This is a genomic window from Roseinatronobacter thiooxidans (assembly GCF_001870675.1).
Lineage (GTDB): Bacteria > Pseudomonadota > Alphaproteobacteria > Rhodobacterales > Rhodobacteraceae > Roseinatronobacter > Roseinatronobacter thiooxidans.
On record NZ_MEHT01000018.1, the window covers coordinates 105,770 to 124,006 of the forward strand.

Genomic DNA, 18,237 nt, shown 5'->3' on the forward strand with positions numbered 1-18,237 from the left:
AAATACAACTTGTTCAGCTGGCATCTGCCTGCTGCTCGGTCAGTTCGGTATAGACGCCTTCCACTGTTGCCGCCGACACAACAGGCGAGACTGCCGCGAACGGGCCGCTTTCCGCGACAGGAATAGAGGGGCGCTGCGTCATGCGCCAGATGGCATAGATCACCAGCATCATCATCAACACGATGATGAACAGGAAAAACCCGGATGGCCCGATCACCCCCATCAGCCAACCGATGATCAACGGCCCAAGGATCGCCCCCACCCCGTTGACGAACAGCAACCCGCCAGAGGCCGCGGCCATCTGGTCGGTTTCCAGATAGTCGTTGGTATAGGCCACCAACAGCGAATAAAGCGGGTTGGAAATGCCGCCGATAATCAGCGCAACACCGACCAACCAGATAAAGCTAAGGTCAAACAGCACCGCCAGCGAACCGCCTGCCACACCGATCAAGGACACAATCACCAGCAATTTCCGTCTGTCCATCCGGTCGGACAGCCAGCCAATCGGGTATTGGAACACCAGCCCCCCGAAATAGATCGCGCCTGTGAAGATCGAGATTTCCAGAATGCTCAGCCCCGCTTCGGTGCCCCAGACTGCGGTCATGCCGAACATGGCCGCAAACACCCCCCCCATCAGGAACGTGCCCACAACCCCAAGCGGCGAGACGCCATAAAGTTCGCGGATGGTCATGGACCGTGTTGTTCCGAAAACGGGCGCAGGGCTGACCGATAGCAGAATAGGTGCGAAGGCCAGTGACACCAGCACGGAAGGAATAACAAACAGCAAATATCCGGCAGGGTCCGCAAAGTTGATCAGCGCCTGCGCCGCAATGATGCCCAGCATTTGCACGATCATATACAGCGACAGCGCCTGCCCGCGGTTTTCATTGCTGGCGGTGTTGTTCAGCCAGCTTTCTGCCGTGACATAGACGCCAGAGAAGCAAAACCCGATCAGCACGCGCAGCAGCGCCCAGACAATCCAGTCAGGGATCGCCGCATACAGGATCAGCACCGCCGATATCAGCGAGCCAAGCGCCGCGAACACCCGCACATGGCCCACACGGCGAATCATCTCGGGCGCCATGCGAGAGCCGAACAGGAAGCCTGCGAAATAGGCCGACATCACCACCGACATCTGAAAGGTCGAAAACCCCTCGATCGCGCCACGAATCCCCAGCAACGTGCCCTGCACGCCATTGCCGACCATCAGGAACATCATGCCCAGCAACAAGGCCCATGACGCGGTGAATACTTTGAACATCTGTGGTCCTGTGGCTGAAGGTCGGCAGGCGGGCGGTTACGCGGCAGACCACCATCTACGCTGAAAGAGGTTGCGAAGATATGACATAAGCGACCTGTGCGCGTCGCGCTTAGGGTATCAGCAGAGACGAGTCGCCGTAAGAGAAGAAGCGGTACCGCGCGGCAATCGCATGGGCGTAGATTTCCATGACCTGTTCGCGCCCCATAAGCGCCGAGACCAGCATCATCAGCGTGGATTTCGGCAAGTGGAAATTGGTCATCAGCCCGTCAGCAAGCTGGAAGCTGAAACCGGGCGTGATGAAAATATCGGTTTTGCCGGTCCAGGGGCCAATCTGGCCGGCGCCCGTGGCGGCGGTTTCGATCAGCCGCAATGCCGTGGTGCCAACGGGTATAATCCGCCCCCCCGCCTTGCGGGCCGCCATGATCTGCGCAGCCGCCTGTTCTGTCACCTGCCCCCATTCGGCATGCATCTTGTGATCGCGGACATCATCGACCTTGACCGGCAAAAAAGTGCCCGCGCCCACATGCAAGGTAACCTCGCAAAACGCGACCCCCATGTCACGCAACTGCGCCATCAGCGCTGTATCGAAATGCAGCGATGCCGTGGGGGCAGCCACGGCACCCGCGTTGCGGGCGAAAACGGTCTGGTAATCTTCGCGGTCCTGCGCATCGGCGGCACGACGACCGGCGATATAGGGCGGCAAGGGCATCTGCCCCGCCGCATCCAGCGCGGTGTCGAAATCATCCCCTTCCAGATTGAAGCGCAAGATCACATCTTCTGCATGACGGGCGACGACGACTGCGCGCAGCGCATCTGTAAAAAAAATCTCTTCGCCCTGCGCCAGTTTGCGCAAGGGTTTGGCCAGCGCGCGCCAGCTTCCGTCTGGTTGCGGCTCGATCAATGTGATCTCGATCTTGGCGCTGACTGGCCCTTGGGCACTGTCGCGGTGGCGCTGCCCTGTCAGGCGGGCGGGAAGAACCTTGGTGGTGTTGATCACCAGCAGATCGCCCGCGCGCAAAATATCGGGCAGATCGGCCACCTGCCTGTCGGCAATGGTCTTGCCCTGCGCCAGCAGCAGACGCGCCGCGCGGCGCGGGCGCACGGGGCGGGTTGCGATCAGGTCTTCCGGCAGGTCAAAATCGAAATCCGACAGTTTCATCGGCGGCCCCTTTTGCGCAAATCTCTGGCGGCCCCTTTAACTTGGCCGCCAACTCGCTACAACACTGGGCAACGCAGTCGTGACACGGAGAGTAGAATGACACAGATTGGCGAGAATGCCCCCGATTTCACCCTGCCCCGCGATGGGGGCGGCGACGTGACCCTTTCGGCGCTGAAGCCGTCCAAGGTGGTGCTGTATTTCTACCCGCGCGACGACACGCCGGGCTGCACCACCGAAGCGATGGAATTCACCGCCTTGATCGCCGAGTTCGAGGCGGCAGGCGCCAAAGTGATCGGCATTTCCAAAGACACCGTTGCCAAGCATGACAAATTCGTCGCCAAGCATGGCTTGGGCGTGATCCTTGCATCAGATGCCGAAGGCGATGTGTGCGAACGCTACGGCGTCTGGGTCGAGAAGAACATGTATGGCAAGGTCTCGATGGGGATCGAGCGGGCGAGTTTTCTGATTGATGGCGAAGGGCGCGTGGCGCAGGTCTGGCGCAAGGTCAAAGCCGCAGGCCACGCCGCCACAGTGCTGGAAGCCGTGCGCGCCCTATGACCCCAAGCTTGCGCGATATGGCTGTCGAGGTGCTCTGCACTGCGGACGGGCGCGACAAAACCGCCCTTTCGCGCAAGCATGCGGCAAGCTGGTTTGCCGCGCGCAAGGCGGGCGCGCCCCTGGCCATCGGGCAATGCACCCCGCCAGACCGGCCTGCCCGCCCCGCGCAGCCCGAATTGCTGGACCCGCGCGATGTACCACGCCGCCGCCCCGGCAGCCCGGAAGGGCGCGCCGCGATTTTGCACGCAATTGCACATATCGAACTTAACGCGGTCGATCTGCATTGGGATCTGGTCGCGCGGTTTCACGATATTGATATGCCGCTGGGGTTCTTCGATGACTGGGTCAAGGCGGCAGATGAAGAGTCAAACCACTTCAACCTGATCTGCGATTGTCTGGAACGCTTGGGCAGCCATTACGGCGCGTTGCCCGCACATGCAGGCATGTGGCGCGCGGCAGAAGATACCGCAGCCGATATTCTGGGCAGGCTGGCCGTTGTGCCCATGGTGCTGGAAGCGCGCGGTCTGGATGTGACCCCCGGCATGATCAAGATATTCAAACAAGCGCGCGAAGATCACACCGTTGCCGCCCTGGAGGTGATCTATGCTGAAGAAGTCGGGCATGTTGCCTATGGGTCCAAGTGGTTCAACTTCCTGTGCGGGCGGCAGGGGCTGGACCCGCAGCCGGTGTTTCTGGACCTTGTGCGCCGCTATTTCCACAGCACATTGAAGCCGCCCTTCAATGAAGAAAAACGCGCGCAAGCGGGTTTGCCGCCCGATTTTTACTGGCCTTTGACCGAACCCGCATAGGCCCCACGGCTAAGCATCACCGAAAACCACGCCCCGCGATTGGCGGAAAAGTGCTATTTCCAACGCGAAACCGCATGAATTCCATCTGCTATCGGCAAGAAATTGCTGATATTGCGCGTGACAGGCATGGCGACACTGTCAGAGTGAATTAACACATTGCCCCCTTGGCCTGCGCCCCTTAACAGGATTGAGGGTGCGGTGGTGAATATGTATCCCTGCTGAGTGAGTGAATGTTTCCTTATGCCAGATGCACCCCAAGCCAGAAATAGCGGATAACAGGACGATTGCTTTGAAACGACTACTCGTTCGCGTAAATCAGCGACTGGAGCGCCAGTTTCCCGAACAGCGCCTCTTCTTGCGGTCCAACAACTCGACACGCTTTGTGCGCCTTCGACCCGCCTCTCAGGCGGTGGGGTTTGCATCGGTCGCTGTGTTCTTTGCATGGGGGGTTATCGCAACCTCGATCTTGCTGATGGATGTGATCGGGTCTGGCACATTGCGCGATCAGGCCTTGCGAGAGCAGGCGAATTACGAACAGCGCCTGAACCAGCTTGCCAATGAACGTGATGCACGCGCCCGCGAAACCGAAACCGCGCAGGCCAGATTCTCCGAAGCGATGGAGCGCATCTCGGAAATGCAGATGCAATTGCTGGCCTCGGAAGAACGCAGGCTGGAACTGGAAACCGGAATCGACGCGATCCACAGCACCATTGGCCGTGTAACGCGAGAGCGTGATGATGCCCGCGCGCGCCTTGCTGAAGTGACGCGCACCCTGGAAGCGGAAACCGGCTCGACCCGCACCGCCGCCGACCGCAGCCGCGACAATGAACAGATGCTGGATTATCTGCTGGCCGCGATGGACCGCGCCTCGCATGTGACGCATGACCTGAATGTAAGCGCAGAGCAGGCAGCAAATCAGGCCCGCCATCTGGCCATGGAAAACGCCCTGCTGAAAGATCGCAATCACATGATCTTCAGCCAGCTTGAAGAAGCGCTGGATGCCGTTGTCGCCCCGCTAGAGCGCGTGTTCAACAGTGCAGGCGTGTCGCCCGACCAGATTCGCAGGCTTGTGCGCCAAGGCGCGTCTTCGCAAACCGCCTCGCTGCGCCCCATCGCCATTTCAACCTCGGGCACGCTGGGGCCAAGTCAGGACATCGCGCGCGCGAATGCCATTCTGGACCGGATGGCCGATGTGAACGCCTATCGCCAAGGGGTAGACCGCTTGCCTGTCGCCCGTCCTGTAAGTGCAGGAAGTGTGCGCGAGACGTCAGGTTTCGGCATGCGCCGCCACCCGCTGACAGGGCGCAATACCATGCATAACGGTCTGGACTGGGCTGGCCCGCGCGGCACTGCGATTCTTGCATCCGGCGAAGGCGTGGTCAAAACCGCAGAGCGTCAGCGCGGCTATGGCAACATCGTCGTGATCCAGCATGATTTCGGAATCGAGACCTATTACGCGCATTTGAACTCTATCGATGTCAAGGCAGGACAAAGGGTCTCGCGCGGGCAGCGTATTGGTGGTATGGGCACTACTGGTGCGTCGACCGGGGTGCACCTGCACTATGAGGTGCGCGTCAACGGTCGGCCTGTGAATCCTGTTACATATATAAGGGCTGGACAGCATGTTTTCTAAGAGTCGTATCAATGAACCCGGCCCCAAAGCCGAAGCAGAGCAAGCACCTGCGAAAAGCGCCGAATCGACGCCGTCGTTCCTGCGTCAGGGCGGTGCGGACACCTCTGCCAGCCATGTGACCAAGTCCAAGCCTGCAGCGTCGGTCATGGCATCTGACCTGACCATCACAGGCAATCTGAAGACAACCGGCGATGTGGTCATCGAAGGCATCGTAGATGGCGACATCCGCGCGCATCTGCTGACCGTGGGCGAGACTGCGACGATTCGCGGCGAGATTGTGGCTGATGACATTGTCATCAATGGTCGCGTGATTGGCCGTGTGCGCGGGTTGAAAGTGCGCCTGACCTCTTCTGCGCAGGTCGAAGGCGACATCATCCACAAGACAATCGCCATCGAATCGGGCGCGCATTTTGAAGGCTCGGTTCAGCGGCAAGATGATCCGCTGCAAACCAGCCGTGCCGCCAGCGCCCCTGCCAAAGAACCAGAGGCCAAGCCAGCGCAGCAAACTTACCAGCAGCAACGCCCCGAGGCATCGGACGCAGTGCGCAAGGCCGCTGAAGCAAAGAAATCTGTTCAGTCCTGAACATCTGCCGACATGACAGCCCTGCCCAGAGCCGCGCATCAAGCGCGGCTCTTTTCATATCATGCCCTGCGCCGCGCTTGTGGATTGAGCGGAAACAGACTGTGCCCCAACGCAAACGCCCCGGCCAAAAGGCCGGGGCGCGTCAATTTCTCTTTCACCGCTTTTAGCCGATAATCGCATTCAAGCTGGCGGAGGGGCGCATAACAGCGGCGGTTTTCACGGGGTCTGTATGGTAGTAGCCCCCCAGATCAACCGGCTGGCTTTGCGCATCAAGCAATTCCTTGACAATGGCCGCTTCATTCTCGGCCAGTGCTGTGGCGATTGGCGCGAAATGGGCAGCAAGATCAGCATCTTCGGTTTGCGCCGCCAAGGCTTCGGCCCAATAGCGGGCGAACCAGTAATGGCTGTGGCGGTTGTCAGGCTGCCCCGCCTTGCGGCCCGGCGAGCGGTCGTTATCCAGCACACCCTGTGTCGCCACCTCGACAGCATCGCCAAGGATGCGCGCCTTTGCGTTGTCGCGCATATCCGCAAGGAAGCGGAAACTTTCGCCCAGCGCGCAGAATTCGCCCAGACTGTCCCAGCGCAGATGCCCTGTTGCGACCAGATCCTGCACATGCTTGGGGGCAGAGCCGCCCGCGCCAGTTTCGAACAAACCGCCGCCCTGCATCAGCTTGACGATGGACAGCATTTTGGCACTGGTTGCCAGCTCCAGAATCGGGAACAGATCGGTCAGGTAGTCGCGCAGCACATTGCCGGTAATGGCGATGGTATTCTCGCCCTTGGTGATCGTTTCCAGACTGGCGCGGGTGGCATCGCGCGGTGACATGATCTCGAACTTGTCGGCCACGCCCTTGGCTTCCAGCAAGGGTTTCACATAGGCGATAAGCTGTGCGTCATGCGCGCGGTTTTCGTCGAGCCAGAAAATGGCGCGGTAGCCAGTGGCTTTCTGACGCTCGATGGCCAAGGCAACCCAATCCTCGATCGGGGCCTTGCGCACGCTGGCAGAACGCCAGATATCGCCTGCCGATACCGAATGTTCATGCAAAACGCTGCCATCTTCCAGCACCATCTGCACAGTGCCGGCATGGGGGATTTCAAATGTGGTCGGGTGGCTGCCGTATTCTTCGGCCTTTTGCGCCATCAGGCCAAGGTTTTGCACAGTGCCTGCGGTGGCAGGGTCCAGTGCACCATTGGCTTTGAAAAACTTGATCGTCTCGTCATAGACGGGCGCATAAGAGTTGTCGGGGATGACACAGGCGGTGTCATGTTCCTGCCCGTCCGGCCCCCAGCCCTTGCCGCCTGCGCGGATCAGCGCAGGCATAGAGGCGTCGATGATCACATCCGAGGGCACATGCAGGTTGGTGATGCCCTTGTCGGAATTGACCATATACATGGGCGGGCGCGTGGCGGTCACGCGGTCAATCTCGGCCATGATCTCGGCATTGTCTTTCACGCGCTCCAGCAGATCGCCCATGCCGGAATTGGGGTTCACGCCAAGGGCGGCCATCTCATCGCCGAATTTCTCGAATACGGGTTTCAGCCAGACCTTGACCGCATGGCCGAAAATGATCGGGTCCGAGACCTTCATCATCGTGGCTTTCAGATGCAGCGAAAACAGCGTGCCTTCGGCCTTGGTCGTTGCGATTTCCTGTTCCAGAAACGCACCAAGCGCATGTGCTGACAAATAGGTTGCATCAACAACGGTGCCTGCGGGGTAGGATACGCCCTCTTTCAGCACAGTCTCGGACCCGTCAGCGCCGCGCAACACGATCTTGGCGGTTGCGGCCTGTGGCAGGGTTGCAGATGTCTCGTTCGAGAAGAAATCACCGCCCGACATGGCCGCAACGCGGGTTTTGCTGTCAGCGCTCCACTTGCCCATGCGGTGGGGGTTGGCCTGCGCATAGCGCTTGACGGCGGCGGCAGCGCGGCGGTCGGAATTGCCTTCGCGCAAAACAGGGTTCACAGCAGAGCCTTTGATCGCATCAAACCGCGCACGCACCGATTTTTCTTCGTCGGTCTGCGGGGTTTCGGGGTAATCAGGCAGCGCATAGCCCTGCCCCTGCAACTCTTTCAAGGCAGCCAGAAGCTGCGGCATCGAGGCAGAGATATTGGGCAGCTTGATGACATTGGCCTGTGGCGTCTTCACCAGCTCGCCCAGCTCTGCCAGATCATCAGGGATGCGCTGTGCTTCGCTCAGATATTCGGGGAAAGATGAAATGATCCGCCCTGCCAACGAAATGTCGCGGGTGCCGATCGTGACACCGGCAGCAGAGGCAAATGTCTGGATGATCGGCAAGAGCGAGGCCGAGGCAAGCTCGGGGGCTTCGTCAACCTTGGTGTAAAGGATATCAGGAATGGTTTTATCAGTCATGTGAGGAACCCTTCTTCAGCTGCGCGCAGCATAAGCGGTTTCCCGGCAGAGGTAAACAGTGCACAATGGTATACAAAAGGTTTTTTTGCAGACATGCGCGCCATGTCTCGGCCTTCGCAAAGGCAAGCCCCGGACTTGATCCGGGGCCTCTCGGCTTGATCCTCCCAGAGACCCCGGATCAAGTCCGGGGTCACCTTGCGCAGATATTCAAGCTGGTCTTTCTGATATGCCGTTACAGGCTGGCATCCAAGGCCGCGAGAATCGCATCGCCCATGCCCGCAGTCGACACGGGCGTGCCCCCATCCGGCCCCATCAGATCGGCAGTGCGCAGGCCATCGGCCAGCACTGTTTCAATCGCCGCCTCCAGCCGCGCGGCCTCTGCACCCTGATCGAAGCTGTAGCGCAGTGCCATTGCAAAGCTCAGGATACAGGCGATCGGGTTGGCCTTGCCCTGCCCTGCAATATCAGGGGCAGAGCCATGCACGGGTTCATACAATGCCTTGGGCCGGCCATTTGCCATAGGCGCGCCAAGGCTGGCAGAGGGTAGCATACCCAACGAGCCGGTCAGCATCGCCGCCAGATCCGAGAGCAAGTCGCCAAACAGGTTATCGGTCACGATCACATCGAATTGCTTGGGCCAGCGCGTCAGCTGCATAGCGCCTGCATCGGCATACATATGGCTGAGTTCAACTTCGGGGTAGTCGCGGCCCACCTCGGTTACAACCTCGCGCCACAGAATGCCCGATTCCATGACATTGGCCTTTTCCATCGAGCACAGCTTCTTGCCCCGGCGCATCGCCAGCTCGAACGCCGAACGCGCGACCCGCGCAATCTCGGATTCGGTATAGCGCTGGGTGTTGATGCCCACACGCTCGTTTCCTTCCTCGAAAATCCCGCGCGGCTCTCCGAAATAAACGCCGGATGTCAGTTCGCGCACGATCATGATGTCCAGTCCCGCGACGACATCTTTTTTCAGCGACGAGAAATCGGCCAGCGCGTCAAAGCATTGCGCGGGACGCAGGTTCGAGAACAGGTCCATTTCCTTGCGCAGACGCAGCAGCCCGCGTTCGGGCTTTACGCTGAAATCCAGAACGTCATATTTCGGGCCACCTACAGCGCCCAGCAACACGGCATCCGCCGCGTGTGCGCGCGCCATCGTGTCATCATGCAGCGGCGTGCCATGCGCATCATAGGCAGCGCCGCCCACCAAATCTTCGCTGACATCGAAATTCAGGCCGCGCTTGGCACCGAACCAGTCAATAATTTTGCGCACCTCGGCCATCACCTCGGGGCCGATCCCGTCGCCGGGCAGAATGAGCAGGGAAGGGTTGGTCATTGGTTTTCCTCTCGCTTGTCGCAGCACTGGCTAGAGCCTGATCACAGGGGCGTCAAGAGAGGGCGCGCGGGCTTTGGCCGGAATGCAAGGATGTGGTAGGCTATGATTTCGGATTATCATAGGGGAAGCGAGATATGTCCAAACATCTGATCGACAAACCGCGCATCAACCAAGGCACGCGACTGGGCCAGTTCCTGAAGATCGCACGCAGCACAGCGCCGCACCAAACCACACAGACCCTGATCGCGCGGCTGCGCGCGCATCCTGACCAGCGGCTTGCGGCCTATACGCGCATCGCACGCGGGCGAGAGGTTTGAAGGCAGGCTGCGCTTCATCCGCATCATTCCAAAGCGACAGCTGTTTATGCGACGCGCGCCATCAGGCACGCTTCAGCCAATGACGGCTTGGAGGGCTTAGGGCACATTGGAAAGCTGACCCAAGCCACGTAGCGTCGGGCCGTGGTGCGGCGATCTTCGCGCCTTGCTATAGCACTTTATGCCAGCCAAATCCGGGAAAGATCAGGGCTTTGCGCGTAGCCAAGCCAAATCGCCATGCCGGGGGACGGCCCTTTGAGGGGCGGCGGGCCTGCGGCCCTCTATTCCGCGCGAACAGCTGAAAAGTCCCGCAAAATTGCCACTCGCGGCTTACCCCCGCCGAAAGAGACAGGAAGCTAGTGTCAAACGCTGAACCCTAGAAAGCGGTCGTGCGGGCATGCACAACACACGGGCTTCACATGGCAAGCCCCTGCACTAGGTGACTTTGCCCGCTTTTGACAGCTGGTCATAGCCCTGCAACTGCGCCAGAAGTGCCGCCATCTGATCCAGCGGCACCATATTCGGCCCATCCGAGGGGGCGCTGTCGGGGGATTCATGCGTCTCGATGAACAGCCCCGCGCAGCCAACCGCCAGCGCCGCGCGGGCCAGCGGGGCCACGAATTCGCGCTGCCCACCAGAGCTGGTGCCCTGCCCGCCCGGTTGCTGCACGGAATGTGTGGCGTCAAAAATCACCGGATAGCCCGTCTGCGCCATGACCGGCAGCGCGCGCATATCGGACACCAAAGTGTTATAGCCAAAGGATGTGCCCCGTTCACACAGCATGATCTGCTCATTGCCGGTTGATGCGACTTTGGCCGCCACATGCACCATGTCCCACGGGGCCAGAAACTGGCCCTTTTTCACATTGATCACCCGCCCTGTCGCCCCTGCTGCCAGCAACAAATCCGTCTGGCGGCACAGAAAGGCGGGAATTTGCAAAATGTCACAAATTTCGGCGGCAGGGGCGCACTGTGCGGCGTCGTGCACATCGGTCAGCACCGGGCAGCCGAATTCAGCCCGAATCTGCGCCAGAATTTCAAGGCCCTTGTCCATGCCAAGCCCCCGCTGCCCCGACAGGCTGGAGCGGTTGGCCTTGTCATAGCTGGCCTTGAAAATGAACGGAATGCCAAGCCGCGCGCAGGTTTCGGCCAGACTGCCCGCGATCAGGCGCGCATGGTCCAGCGATTCCATCTGGCATGGTCCCGAAATCAGGGCAAAGGGCAAGGCGTTGCCAATCTCGATCTGGCCGATGCGTAATGTCATAAAATCCCCTCGCGGTGCAAAACAGCCTCAATGCGTGCCACGTCTTCGGGGTTGTTCAATTCCCAGAATTCACGCCCCTGTGCCTCTACCTCGACGCAAGTGACAGGCAGACCGTTATAGAGAAAGCGCAACTGTTCCAGCCCCTCAAGGTTTTCCAGATCACAGGCCCCCGCCTGCATATAAGCGGCCAGCGCCTGTGGGGTATAGGCATACACGCCCACATGGTGAAAGGCAGGCACTTGTTCTGCGCCGGAATAAAGGCGCCCTGTATATGGCAGCACTTCTTTCGAGAAATAAAGCGCTTGGCCCTGTGCTGTCATCACCGCAGTTGTGCCGCCCACGCGGCCTGCGCGACGGTCTTCCAGAAAGCGGGCATGGGTTTCGGGTGTCAGGCGCAGGACGGGGGTTGCCACTTCGGCCCCTGCCTTCATGGCAGCAATCAGGGCACTGACAAACCACGCAGGCGTCAGCGGCGCATCTCCTTGCAGATTGACGACCACGCGCGGCGCAATACCCAGCCGCGCCAAAGCGTCGGCGCAGCGCTCTGTTCCATTGGCGCAGGCCGCGTCGGTCATCACCACCTCTGCGCCAAAACCGTGCGCTGCATCTGCAATCCTGTCGTCATCTGTGGCCACATAGACGGCATCCACCCCTGCCACTGCGCGCGCTGCGCGCCAGCTGCGCTCAATCAGGCTGGCGCTCTCTCCACCAGCGCCGCGCAACCCCACCAAGGGCTTGCCCGGATATCGGCTAGAGGCGTAGCGCGCGGGAATGATGATGATTGTATCGGCCGCCATGTCAGATCACCCCTGCCCGCAGGCAATCATGCAGCCGGATTAGGCCTTGCACCTGCTGCTCCTCATCCACCACGCAAAGCACCGTGATCTTGCTGCCATTCATCATGCGCACCGCTTCGGACACCAAGGCATCCGGCCCGATTGTCTTGGGGTTGCGTGTTGCCACATCGCCCGCGCGCCGCGTCATCAACCCATCCATGTTGCGGCGCAAATCGCCATCGGTGATGATACCGCACAACCTGTTGTCGGATGCGACAATGGACACCCCAAAGCCGGACCCTGTCATCTGCATCAGCACATCAGACATCGCGTCATCTTCGGCCACCAGCGGCAAGCCATCGCCCTGATACATCAACTCGCCCACGCGCAGGAATTGCGCGCCCAGCTTGCCGCCCGGATGGAACAGATGAAAATTCGCCGGATCAAACCCCTTTTGCCGCATGACCGCCACCGCCAGCGCATCGCCCAGCGCAAGGCTAAGGGTGGTCGAGGTTGTGGGGGCCATGCCGATGGCGCAGACTTCCGCAACATCCGGCAGGATCAGCGCCATATCAGATTTCTGTGCAAGCGTGCTTTCGGCATTTCCGGTAATCGAGATCAGGCGAATGCCGAAGCGCCGCGTGTAAGAGATCAGGTCACTCAGTTCCGGTGTCTCGCCCGATTTTGACAAGAGCAGGCAAGTATCATCGCCCACAATCATGCCCATATCGCCATGGCTGGCCTCGGCGGCGTGCACAAAATAAGACGGCGTGCCGGTCGAGGCAAAGGTCGCCGCAATCTTGCGCCCGATATGGCCTGACTTGCCAATACCGGCCACAACAAGCCGCCCCTTGGTGCCAAGAATGATCTGGACAGCATCAGCAAACCGGCTGTCCAAAGTGTCTGCCATGGTGCGCAGGGCCGCAGCCTCGGCGCAGATCACAGCCTTGCCATCGGCAATGGCGTCGCGCTGCGGCTTGTCGGGTTGGGTTTTCAATATCACGGTGCAAGGGTCCTTTCGTGACCTGTTTGCATCTGCGGCAGGTAATGGAACAGCAGACAAAGAGTCAATATTACACACGGCTTTGGCCAGCAGGCACCCGCCTAGCCCAGCCTTAGCCCTTTGCGCGCATAGACCCAACCCATCACAGCGGGGGTCAGATACATGGGTATCTGATACAACCCGATAAACAGCATCAAATCGCTTGCCAGCGCGGGTGGCAGCACACCCAGAAAAAAGGCGATATTGCGATTGCCCGCAACCTGCCCCAAAGCAGCGGCCTGTTCGTCCGGCATTCGGCCATATGCCGCCAGCAAAGTCACCATCTGAAGCCCAAATCCAAGGACCAGCACACCAAGCAGCAGGCCCCAGCCCTGCACCCCCTGCACCAATGCCGGACCAACTGCCCCCATCAGCGCAATCACAATCAGCGCTAGCAGCAAGGTCGCGCAGCCATCGATCACTGACAGGCTGCGCGCGCTCGCCGTGACAAGCCCGCTGGCACGCAGCCACAGCCCCAATGCCCCCACCGCGGCGATGACCGCAAGCAGACGCAGCACGATGACAAACACCTCGGCCGGTGCGCCCAGACCGGGCATCAACAAAAACACCGGCAGTGCCGTGGCTGGCAACAGCAGCGTGCCCATCACCAGTTGCCGCAGCGCAGTCGGCGCGGATGCACCGGACATTATTGCAAGATTGGGGCTTCCAGAAATTGGCGCTGCCGCAAGGACCAGCACCAGCCCAAAGGCCCAGATCGCTTCAACCTGCAAGACAAGCAGCACACCAACAGCCAGACAGGGCAAAAGCAGCTGCAACGCAAGCACGCTCAACACACCTGCGCGCCACCCTGCCAAACCTGCCCGCACCCCCTCTGGCCCCAGCCGCAAAACGGCAAGAAACAGCAGTATCACCACCACCGGCGCGACCAGCTTTTGCAAGGTTCCGGCCAGATCGGGCAAGGCAAGGCCCGCCAGCACCCCCAGCACAAGCCCCGCCAGCAACACCTGCCGCCCCTGCCGCGCCAGATAGGCCAGCGCCTGGATCATCCCCTGCCCCCCTTGCACATGGCAGCATGCAGCATGCCCAAAGGATTTGCAGCTTGGTCGCAGCCCAGACGTGCCCGATGCCCGCGCATGCTTAGAATTCAACCCCTTTTTGCGCCTTGATCCCATCGCGGAACGGGTGTTTGACCAGCGTCATCTCGGTGACCAGATCGGCCAGTTCGATCAGTTCTGGCTTTGCGTTGCGCCCTGTCAGAACGACATGGGTCATGGGCGGTTTTTCATCGCGCAGAAATGCAATAACCTCGTCCAGTGGCAGGTAGTCATAGCGCAGGGCGATGTTGATTTCATCCAACAGCACCATGCGGATCTCGGGGTTGCGGATCAGGTCTTTGGCCTGTTCCCAGCCCGCACGGGCGGCCGCAATGTCGCGGTCGCGGTCTTGCGTGTCCCATGTAAACCCCTCGCCCGAGACGACGAATGTGCATTGTTCGGCGAAATTCTGGCGCAGGAACTCGCGCTCGCCGGTGATCCAGTTGCCCTTGATGAACTGCACCACCGCACAGGGCATGTCATGGGCGATGCAGCGCATGATCATGCCAAAGCCGGACGAAGATTTGCCCTTGCCCGGCCCGGTATGGACCACGATCAGCCCCTTCTCGCCGGTTTTGGTGGCCATCATCTTGTCGCGCGCGGCCTTGATCTTCTTCATTTTCTCGCGGTGACGGGCAGACTCGTCTGGTTCGGTCATAAGTTTGTCCTTGTTGAAATCCAAAGCATGTGGCCCGCGCGGGCAGCGGCGCAGACCTTGATCGGCCTGTGCAGGTTTCGCAATACCCGTCCGCAAGATCAAGGGCGCACCCGCCCCACAACATGCGCGCACATGGCCTGTGCAGCAATCGGTGTTTCGGACCCGCCGGACAAGGCGCAGATAGGTGGCAGAAAATTACAGGAGTATGCACCATGTCTTCCAAACCCCGTATTGCCGTTATCTTGGGCACCACACGCGACTCGCGTTTTGGCGATGCCCCCGCAGAGTGGATTTTCAACCGCGCCACCGCGCGCGCCGACTGGGATGTCGAGATGGTTGATCTTAAATCCTTCAATCTGCCCTTGTTCAACGAAGTTGCCTCGAACGCGTGGGTCCCTTCGGAAGATACTGCCGCGCGCAACTGGCAAGCCGCAATCGCGCGCTTCGACGGGTTCATTTTCGTGACGCCGGAATACAACCGCTCGATCACGGGTGCGCTGAAAAACGCGCTGGACCAAGCCTATGTCGAATGGAACCGCAAGGCTTTTGGCATTGTCAGCTACGGCTCGGTCGGGGGCACACGCGCGGCGGAACATCTGCGCAGCATCGGGATTGAATTGCAGATGGTTTCAACCCGCTCTGCCGTGCATATCGGGGGCAGCGATTTCTTCAGCGTGCACCCGCTGGGCGGCGATCCAAAGCCCATCGAGACGCTGGAAGGGTCCATCGGCGGTTCGGCAGATTCGATGCTGGAAGAGCTGGATTGGTGGACACGCGCGACCATGGCCGCCCGCACCTGATGTAACCGCATACCTGAAACGAAAAGGGGCGCAATTCTTGCGCCCCTTTTTGCCATGCCAACGGCCAAGGCCGTGCCACAGTATTACTGCGCCGCGCGCGCTTCTTGCTGGATTGCAACGCCTGCGCGCGTCATATCCTGCCCTGCCCCTTCCACGGTGTTGCACGCGGCAAGGACCAGCACGCCCAGAATTGGCAAGGCTTTGCGAAAAATCGTCATGTCAGTTGCTCCTGTCTGCTACCGCTAGTCAACGCGACAGGGCTGATTTCGTTGCATGAAAACTGGAATGTTTTCAAATATTCAGCCAAGTCGCACCCCGCCCCACCGGAAATGACCGGCAGGGCAGGTTACAGGCAAGCGGCCGATCTTAGCCAAGGCTCATGCTGACAGCCGATTCCGGCAATTCCTCATCAAAGCAGCGCTGGTAGAATTCGGCCACGGTCTGGCGTTCCAATTCGTCGCATTTGTTCAGGAAAGACAGCCGGAACGCATAACCGACAGACCGGAAGATGCGCGCATTCTCGGCCCAGTTGATGACCGTGCGCGGCGACATGACTGTGGACAGGTCCCCATTCATAAAGGCTGTGCGCGTCATATCCGCGACAGTTACCATCTGGCTGATCTCTTGCCGCCCCTTGGCCGTGTTATAGGCTGGGTTCTTTGACAGAACGATGGCGGTTTCCGCATCATGGCTGAGGTAATTCAGCGTGGCCACCAGCGACCAGCGGTCCATCTGCGCTTGGTTGATCTGCTGCACACCGTGATACAGGCCCGTGGTGTCCCCCAAGCCCACAGTGTTTGCCGTTGCAAACAGGCGGAAGGACGGGTGCGGGGTGATAATCTCGTTCTGGTCCAGCAGGGTCAGCTTGCCGTCATGTTCCAGCACGCGCTGGATGACGAACATCACATCAGGGCGGCCCGCGTCATATTCGTCAAACACAATCGCCACAGGGTTGCGCAGCGCCCAAGGCAAAATGCCTTCCTGAAACTCGGTCACCTGCGCGCCGTCGCGCAGCTTGATCGCGTCCTTGCCGATCATGTCGATGCGGCTGATGTGACTGTCAAGGTTGACCCGCACTGACGGCCAGTTCAGCCGTGCGGCAACCTGTTCGATATGGGTGGATTTGCCTGTGCCGTGATAGCCCTGAATCATCACGCGGCGATTATAGGCAAAGCCTGCCAGAATCGCGAGTGTGGTGTCAGGGTCGAACTTATAGGTCGGGTCAAGCGCCGGCACGCGGTCTGTCGCTTCGGCAAAGCCCTTTACCTTCATGTCCGAATCTACCCCGAACACATCCCGGACCGAAATTTCTTCGGTTGGTTTTTCTGATGCCGTCATACTGTCCCGTCCCGCCTGAAAATATGTCTCTGTGCCCTGTCGGGCTGTGTGGTGCCAGATGTGAAACATATCCGGCCAAGGTGCAAGGGAAAGGGCTTATTTGACCTCAACCATCAAAGAATTCAGCCCATGGAAATGGTATATATCGGCATAAAGCGGGGTCTGTACCAGACTCAACCCCGGCAGGCGCGCTGCAAGCGCGCCCAATGCATGCACCAGTTCCAGCCGCGCCAAGGGTGCCCCAAGGCAGAAATGCAGCCCCGCCCCAAAGGCCAGATTCGCCTTGGCGCTGCGTGTCGCATCAAAGCGGTGGGGCGTGTCCCAATGTTTGGGGCAGCGATTTGCCGCCCCCAGAAGGCAGGCAATCCGGGTGCCTTTCGGGATCACATGGCCCACCACATCTATGTCTTCATAGGCCCAGCGGGTGAACAGATGCAGCGGCGGGTCATAACGCAAAGTCTCTTCGACCAGCGCATCAGTTATGGGCGTTTGTCCATAATGGCCGGTCTGCAACAGCGTCTTGGCCGCATTGCCAATGCTGTGGACTGTCGCCTCATGCCCTGCATTCAGCAGCAGGATGCAGGTTGAAATCATCTCATCCGTGCTTAACCGCTCACCCTCTTCCTCGGCGGCGATAAGATGGGTGATCAGGTCGTCGCGCGGAGTCTGGCGGCGGGCGGCAATATAGCCGCGCATGAAATCCACAAATTCCGTGGTGGCGGTGATGGCGCGGTCCTCATCCGCGCGGGTGCGGCCTGCCTGATACATGCCCACCATCGCATTCGACCAGCGCAGCAGATCGGGGGCCAGATTTTCCGGCACGCCCAACAGCCGCGCGATGATCGTGACTGGCAAGGGCTGCGCAAACCGGGTCAGCAGATCGAAGGGGCCATCAGGGAACTGGTCGATCAACTGATGTGACAGCGCCGAAATCTCGGGCGCCAGCGCCACGATCCGGCGCGAGGTGAATGCCCGCAGCACAAGGCTGCGCAGCCGCGTGTGGCGCGGTGGTTCCAACTCCAGCATGGAATGGGCCTCGACCGCGTAGAACGGGGCCAGATGCGCAGGCACTTCTGGCGGGTCCAGCGGCATGCGCCCGAAGCGGCGGTCGCGCAAAATGGCATTGGCAGCGGCATAGCTGACCGCGCAGGGCATGTTGTAATCCTGCCAGTACACCAACGACCCAAGCGTGCGCATCCGGTCATAGGCCGGGTACGGATCTTGCACAAAACCCGCATCAAGCGGGTTTTGCGAGAATTCAGGCAGCGACAGAGACATCCC

At 60.0% G+C, this 18,237-nt stretch carries 18 protein-coding genes; 6 read left to right on the forward strand and 12 right to left on the reverse strand.

The annotated features are described in order from the left end of the window. Nucleotides 1-13: 13 nt before the first annotated feature. Entirely contained in the window at nucleotides 14-1,261 is a 1,248-nt protein-coding gene (locus tag BG455_RS09910) for an MFS transporter (protein WP_071469828.1), read from the reverse strand. 109 nt (nucleotides 1,262-1,370) lie between these two features. Then, entirely contained in the window at nucleotides 1,371-2,420 is a 1,050-nt protein-coding gene (gene queA / locus BG455_RS09915; protein WP_071469829.1) for a tRNA preQ1(34) S-adenosylmethionine ribosyltransferase-isomerase QueA, read from the reverse strand. A gap of 96 nt (nucleotides 2,421-2,516) precedes the next feature. Here queA and BG455_RS09920 point away from each other — a divergent pair, with 96 nt between their 5' ends. From BG455_RS09920 to BG455_RS09935, 4 genes are all read left to right on the forward strand, one after another. Then, nucleotides 2,517-2,978: a peroxiredoxin gene (locus tag BG455_RS09920; protein ID WP_071469830.1), complete on the forward strand. Its 462-nt coding sequence runs from the start codon at nucleotides 2,517-2,519 to the stop codon at nucleotides 2,976-2,978. Beyond that, nucleotides 2,975-3,787 (forward strand): ferritin-like domain-containing protein, encoded by an 813-nt coding sequence (locus BG455_RS09925; protein WP_071469831.1) that lies wholly within the window; start codon nucleotides 2,975-2,977, stop codon nucleotides 3,785-3,787. Before BG455_RS09920 ends, BG455_RS09925 begins: the two co-directional genes overlap by 4 nt. 289 nt (nucleotides 3,788-4,076) lie before the next feature. Further along, complete coding sequence (locus tag BG455_RS09930; RefSeq protein ID WP_245735518.1) at nucleotides 4,077-5,420, forward strand: DUF5930 domain-containing protein; 1,344 nt, start codon at nucleotides 4,077-4,079, stop codon at nucleotides 5,418-5,420. Further along, entirely contained in the window at nucleotides 5,410-6,003 is a 594-nt protein-coding gene (locus BG455_RS09935; RefSeq protein WP_071469833.1) for a bactofilin family protein, read from the forward strand. The genes BG455_RS09930 and BG455_RS09935 overlap by 11 nt, the downstream gene beginning before the upstream one ends. Nucleotides 6,004-6,166: 163 nt before the next feature. Here BG455_RS09935 and BG455_RS09940 read toward each other — a convergent pair whose 3' ends face one another. Next, entirely contained in the window at nucleotides 6,167-8,374 is a 2,208-nt protein-coding gene (locus BG455_RS09940; RefSeq protein WP_071469834.1) for an NADP-dependent isocitrate dehydrogenase, read from the reverse strand. Nucleotides 8,375-8,606: 232 nt separating this feature from the next. Further along, nucleotides 8,607-9,710: a 3-isopropylmalate dehydrogenase gene (gene leuB / locus BG455_RS09945; protein ID WP_071469835.1), complete on the reverse strand. Its 1,104-nt coding sequence runs from the start codon at nucleotides 9,708-9,710 to the stop codon at nucleotides 8,607-8,609. A gap of 134 nt (nucleotides 9,711-9,844) precedes the next feature. On the opposite strand from leuB, the gene BG455_RS09950 reads away from it, so the two are divergent. After that, nucleotides 9,845-10,027, forward strand: a complete 183-nt coding sequence (locus tag BG455_RS09950) for a hypothetical protein (RefSeq protein WP_071469836.1) — start codon at nucleotides 9,845-9,847, stop codon at nucleotides 10,025-10,027. A 432-nt stretch (nucleotides 10,028-10,459) separates the two neighbouring features. Here the strand turns inward: BG455_RS09950 and kdsA are convergent, their stop codons facing one another. The 5 genes from kdsA to cobO form a co-directional block, all read right to left on the reverse strand. Beyond that, nucleotides 10,460-11,287, reverse strand: a complete 828-nt coding sequence (kdsA, locus tag BG455_RS09955) for a 3-deoxy-8-phosphooctulonate synthase (RefSeq protein WP_071469837.1) — start codon at nucleotides 11,285-11,287, stop codon at nucleotides 10,460-10,462. Then, a complete protein-coding gene (locus tag BG455_RS09960) occupies nucleotides 11,284-12,084 on the reverse strand; it encodes a 3-deoxy-manno-octulosonate cytidylyltransferase (RefSeq protein WP_071469838.1) in 801 nt (266 codons plus the stop codon). Before BG455_RS09960 ends, kdsA begins: the two co-directional genes overlap by 4 nt. Before the next feature lies 1 nt (nucleotide 12,085). Next, nucleotides 12,086-13,066: a KpsF/GutQ family sugar-phosphate isomerase gene (locus tag BG455_RS09965; RefSeq protein WP_245735519.1), complete on the reverse strand. Its 981-nt coding sequence runs from the start codon at nucleotides 13,064-13,066 to the stop codon at nucleotides 12,086-12,088. 101 nt (nucleotides 13,067-13,167) lie between these two features. Continuing rightward, a complete protein-coding gene (locus BG455_RS09970; RefSeq protein WP_071469839.1) occupies nucleotides 13,168-14,112 on the reverse strand; it encodes a hypothetical protein in 945 nt (314 codons plus the stop codon). Nucleotides 14,113-14,203: 91 nt separating this feature from the next. Continuing rightward, on the reverse strand, nucleotides 14,204-14,818 hold the full coding sequence (cobO, locus tag BG455_RS09975) for a cob(I)yrinic acid a,c-diamide adenosyltransferase (protein WP_071469947.1): 615 nt from the start codon (nucleotides 14,816-14,818) through the stop codon (nucleotides 14,204-14,206). 212 nt (nucleotides 14,819-15,030) lie between these two features. Between cobO and BG455_RS09980 the strand changes: the two genes are divergently transcribed. Continuing rightward, nucleotides 15,031-15,618 (forward strand): NADPH-dependent FMN reductase, encoded by a 588-nt coding sequence (locus BG455_RS09980; protein ID WP_071469840.1) that lies wholly within the window; start codon nucleotides 15,031-15,033, stop codon nucleotides 15,616-15,618. A gap of 83 nt (nucleotides 15,619-15,701) precedes the next feature. On the opposite strand, the gene BG455_RS09985 is transcribed toward BG455_RS09980, so the two are convergent. The 3 genes from BG455_RS09985 to BG455_RS09995 all read right to left on the reverse strand — a co-directional run bounded on the left by BG455_RS09985 (nucleotide 15,702) and on the right by BG455_RS09995 (nucleotide 18,234). After that, entirely contained in the window at nucleotides 15,702-15,836 is a 135-nt protein-coding gene (locus tag BG455_RS09985) for an entericidin A/B family lipoprotein (RefSeq protein WP_071469841.1), read from the reverse strand. 148 nt (nucleotides 15,837-15,984) lie between these two features. Then, nucleotides 15,985-16,956, reverse strand: a complete 972-nt coding sequence (gene cobS, locus BG455_RS09990; RefSeq protein ID WP_071469842.1) for a cobaltochelatase subunit CobS — start codon at nucleotides 16,954-16,956, stop codon at nucleotides 15,985-15,987. 96 nt (nucleotides 16,957-17,052) lie between these two features. Then, a complete protein-coding gene (locus tag BG455_RS09995) occupies nucleotides 17,053-18,234 on the reverse strand; it encodes a cytochrome P450 (protein WP_071469843.1) in 1,182 nt (393 codons plus the stop codon). Between the last annotated feature and the right edge of the window lie 3 nt (nucleotides 18,235-18,237).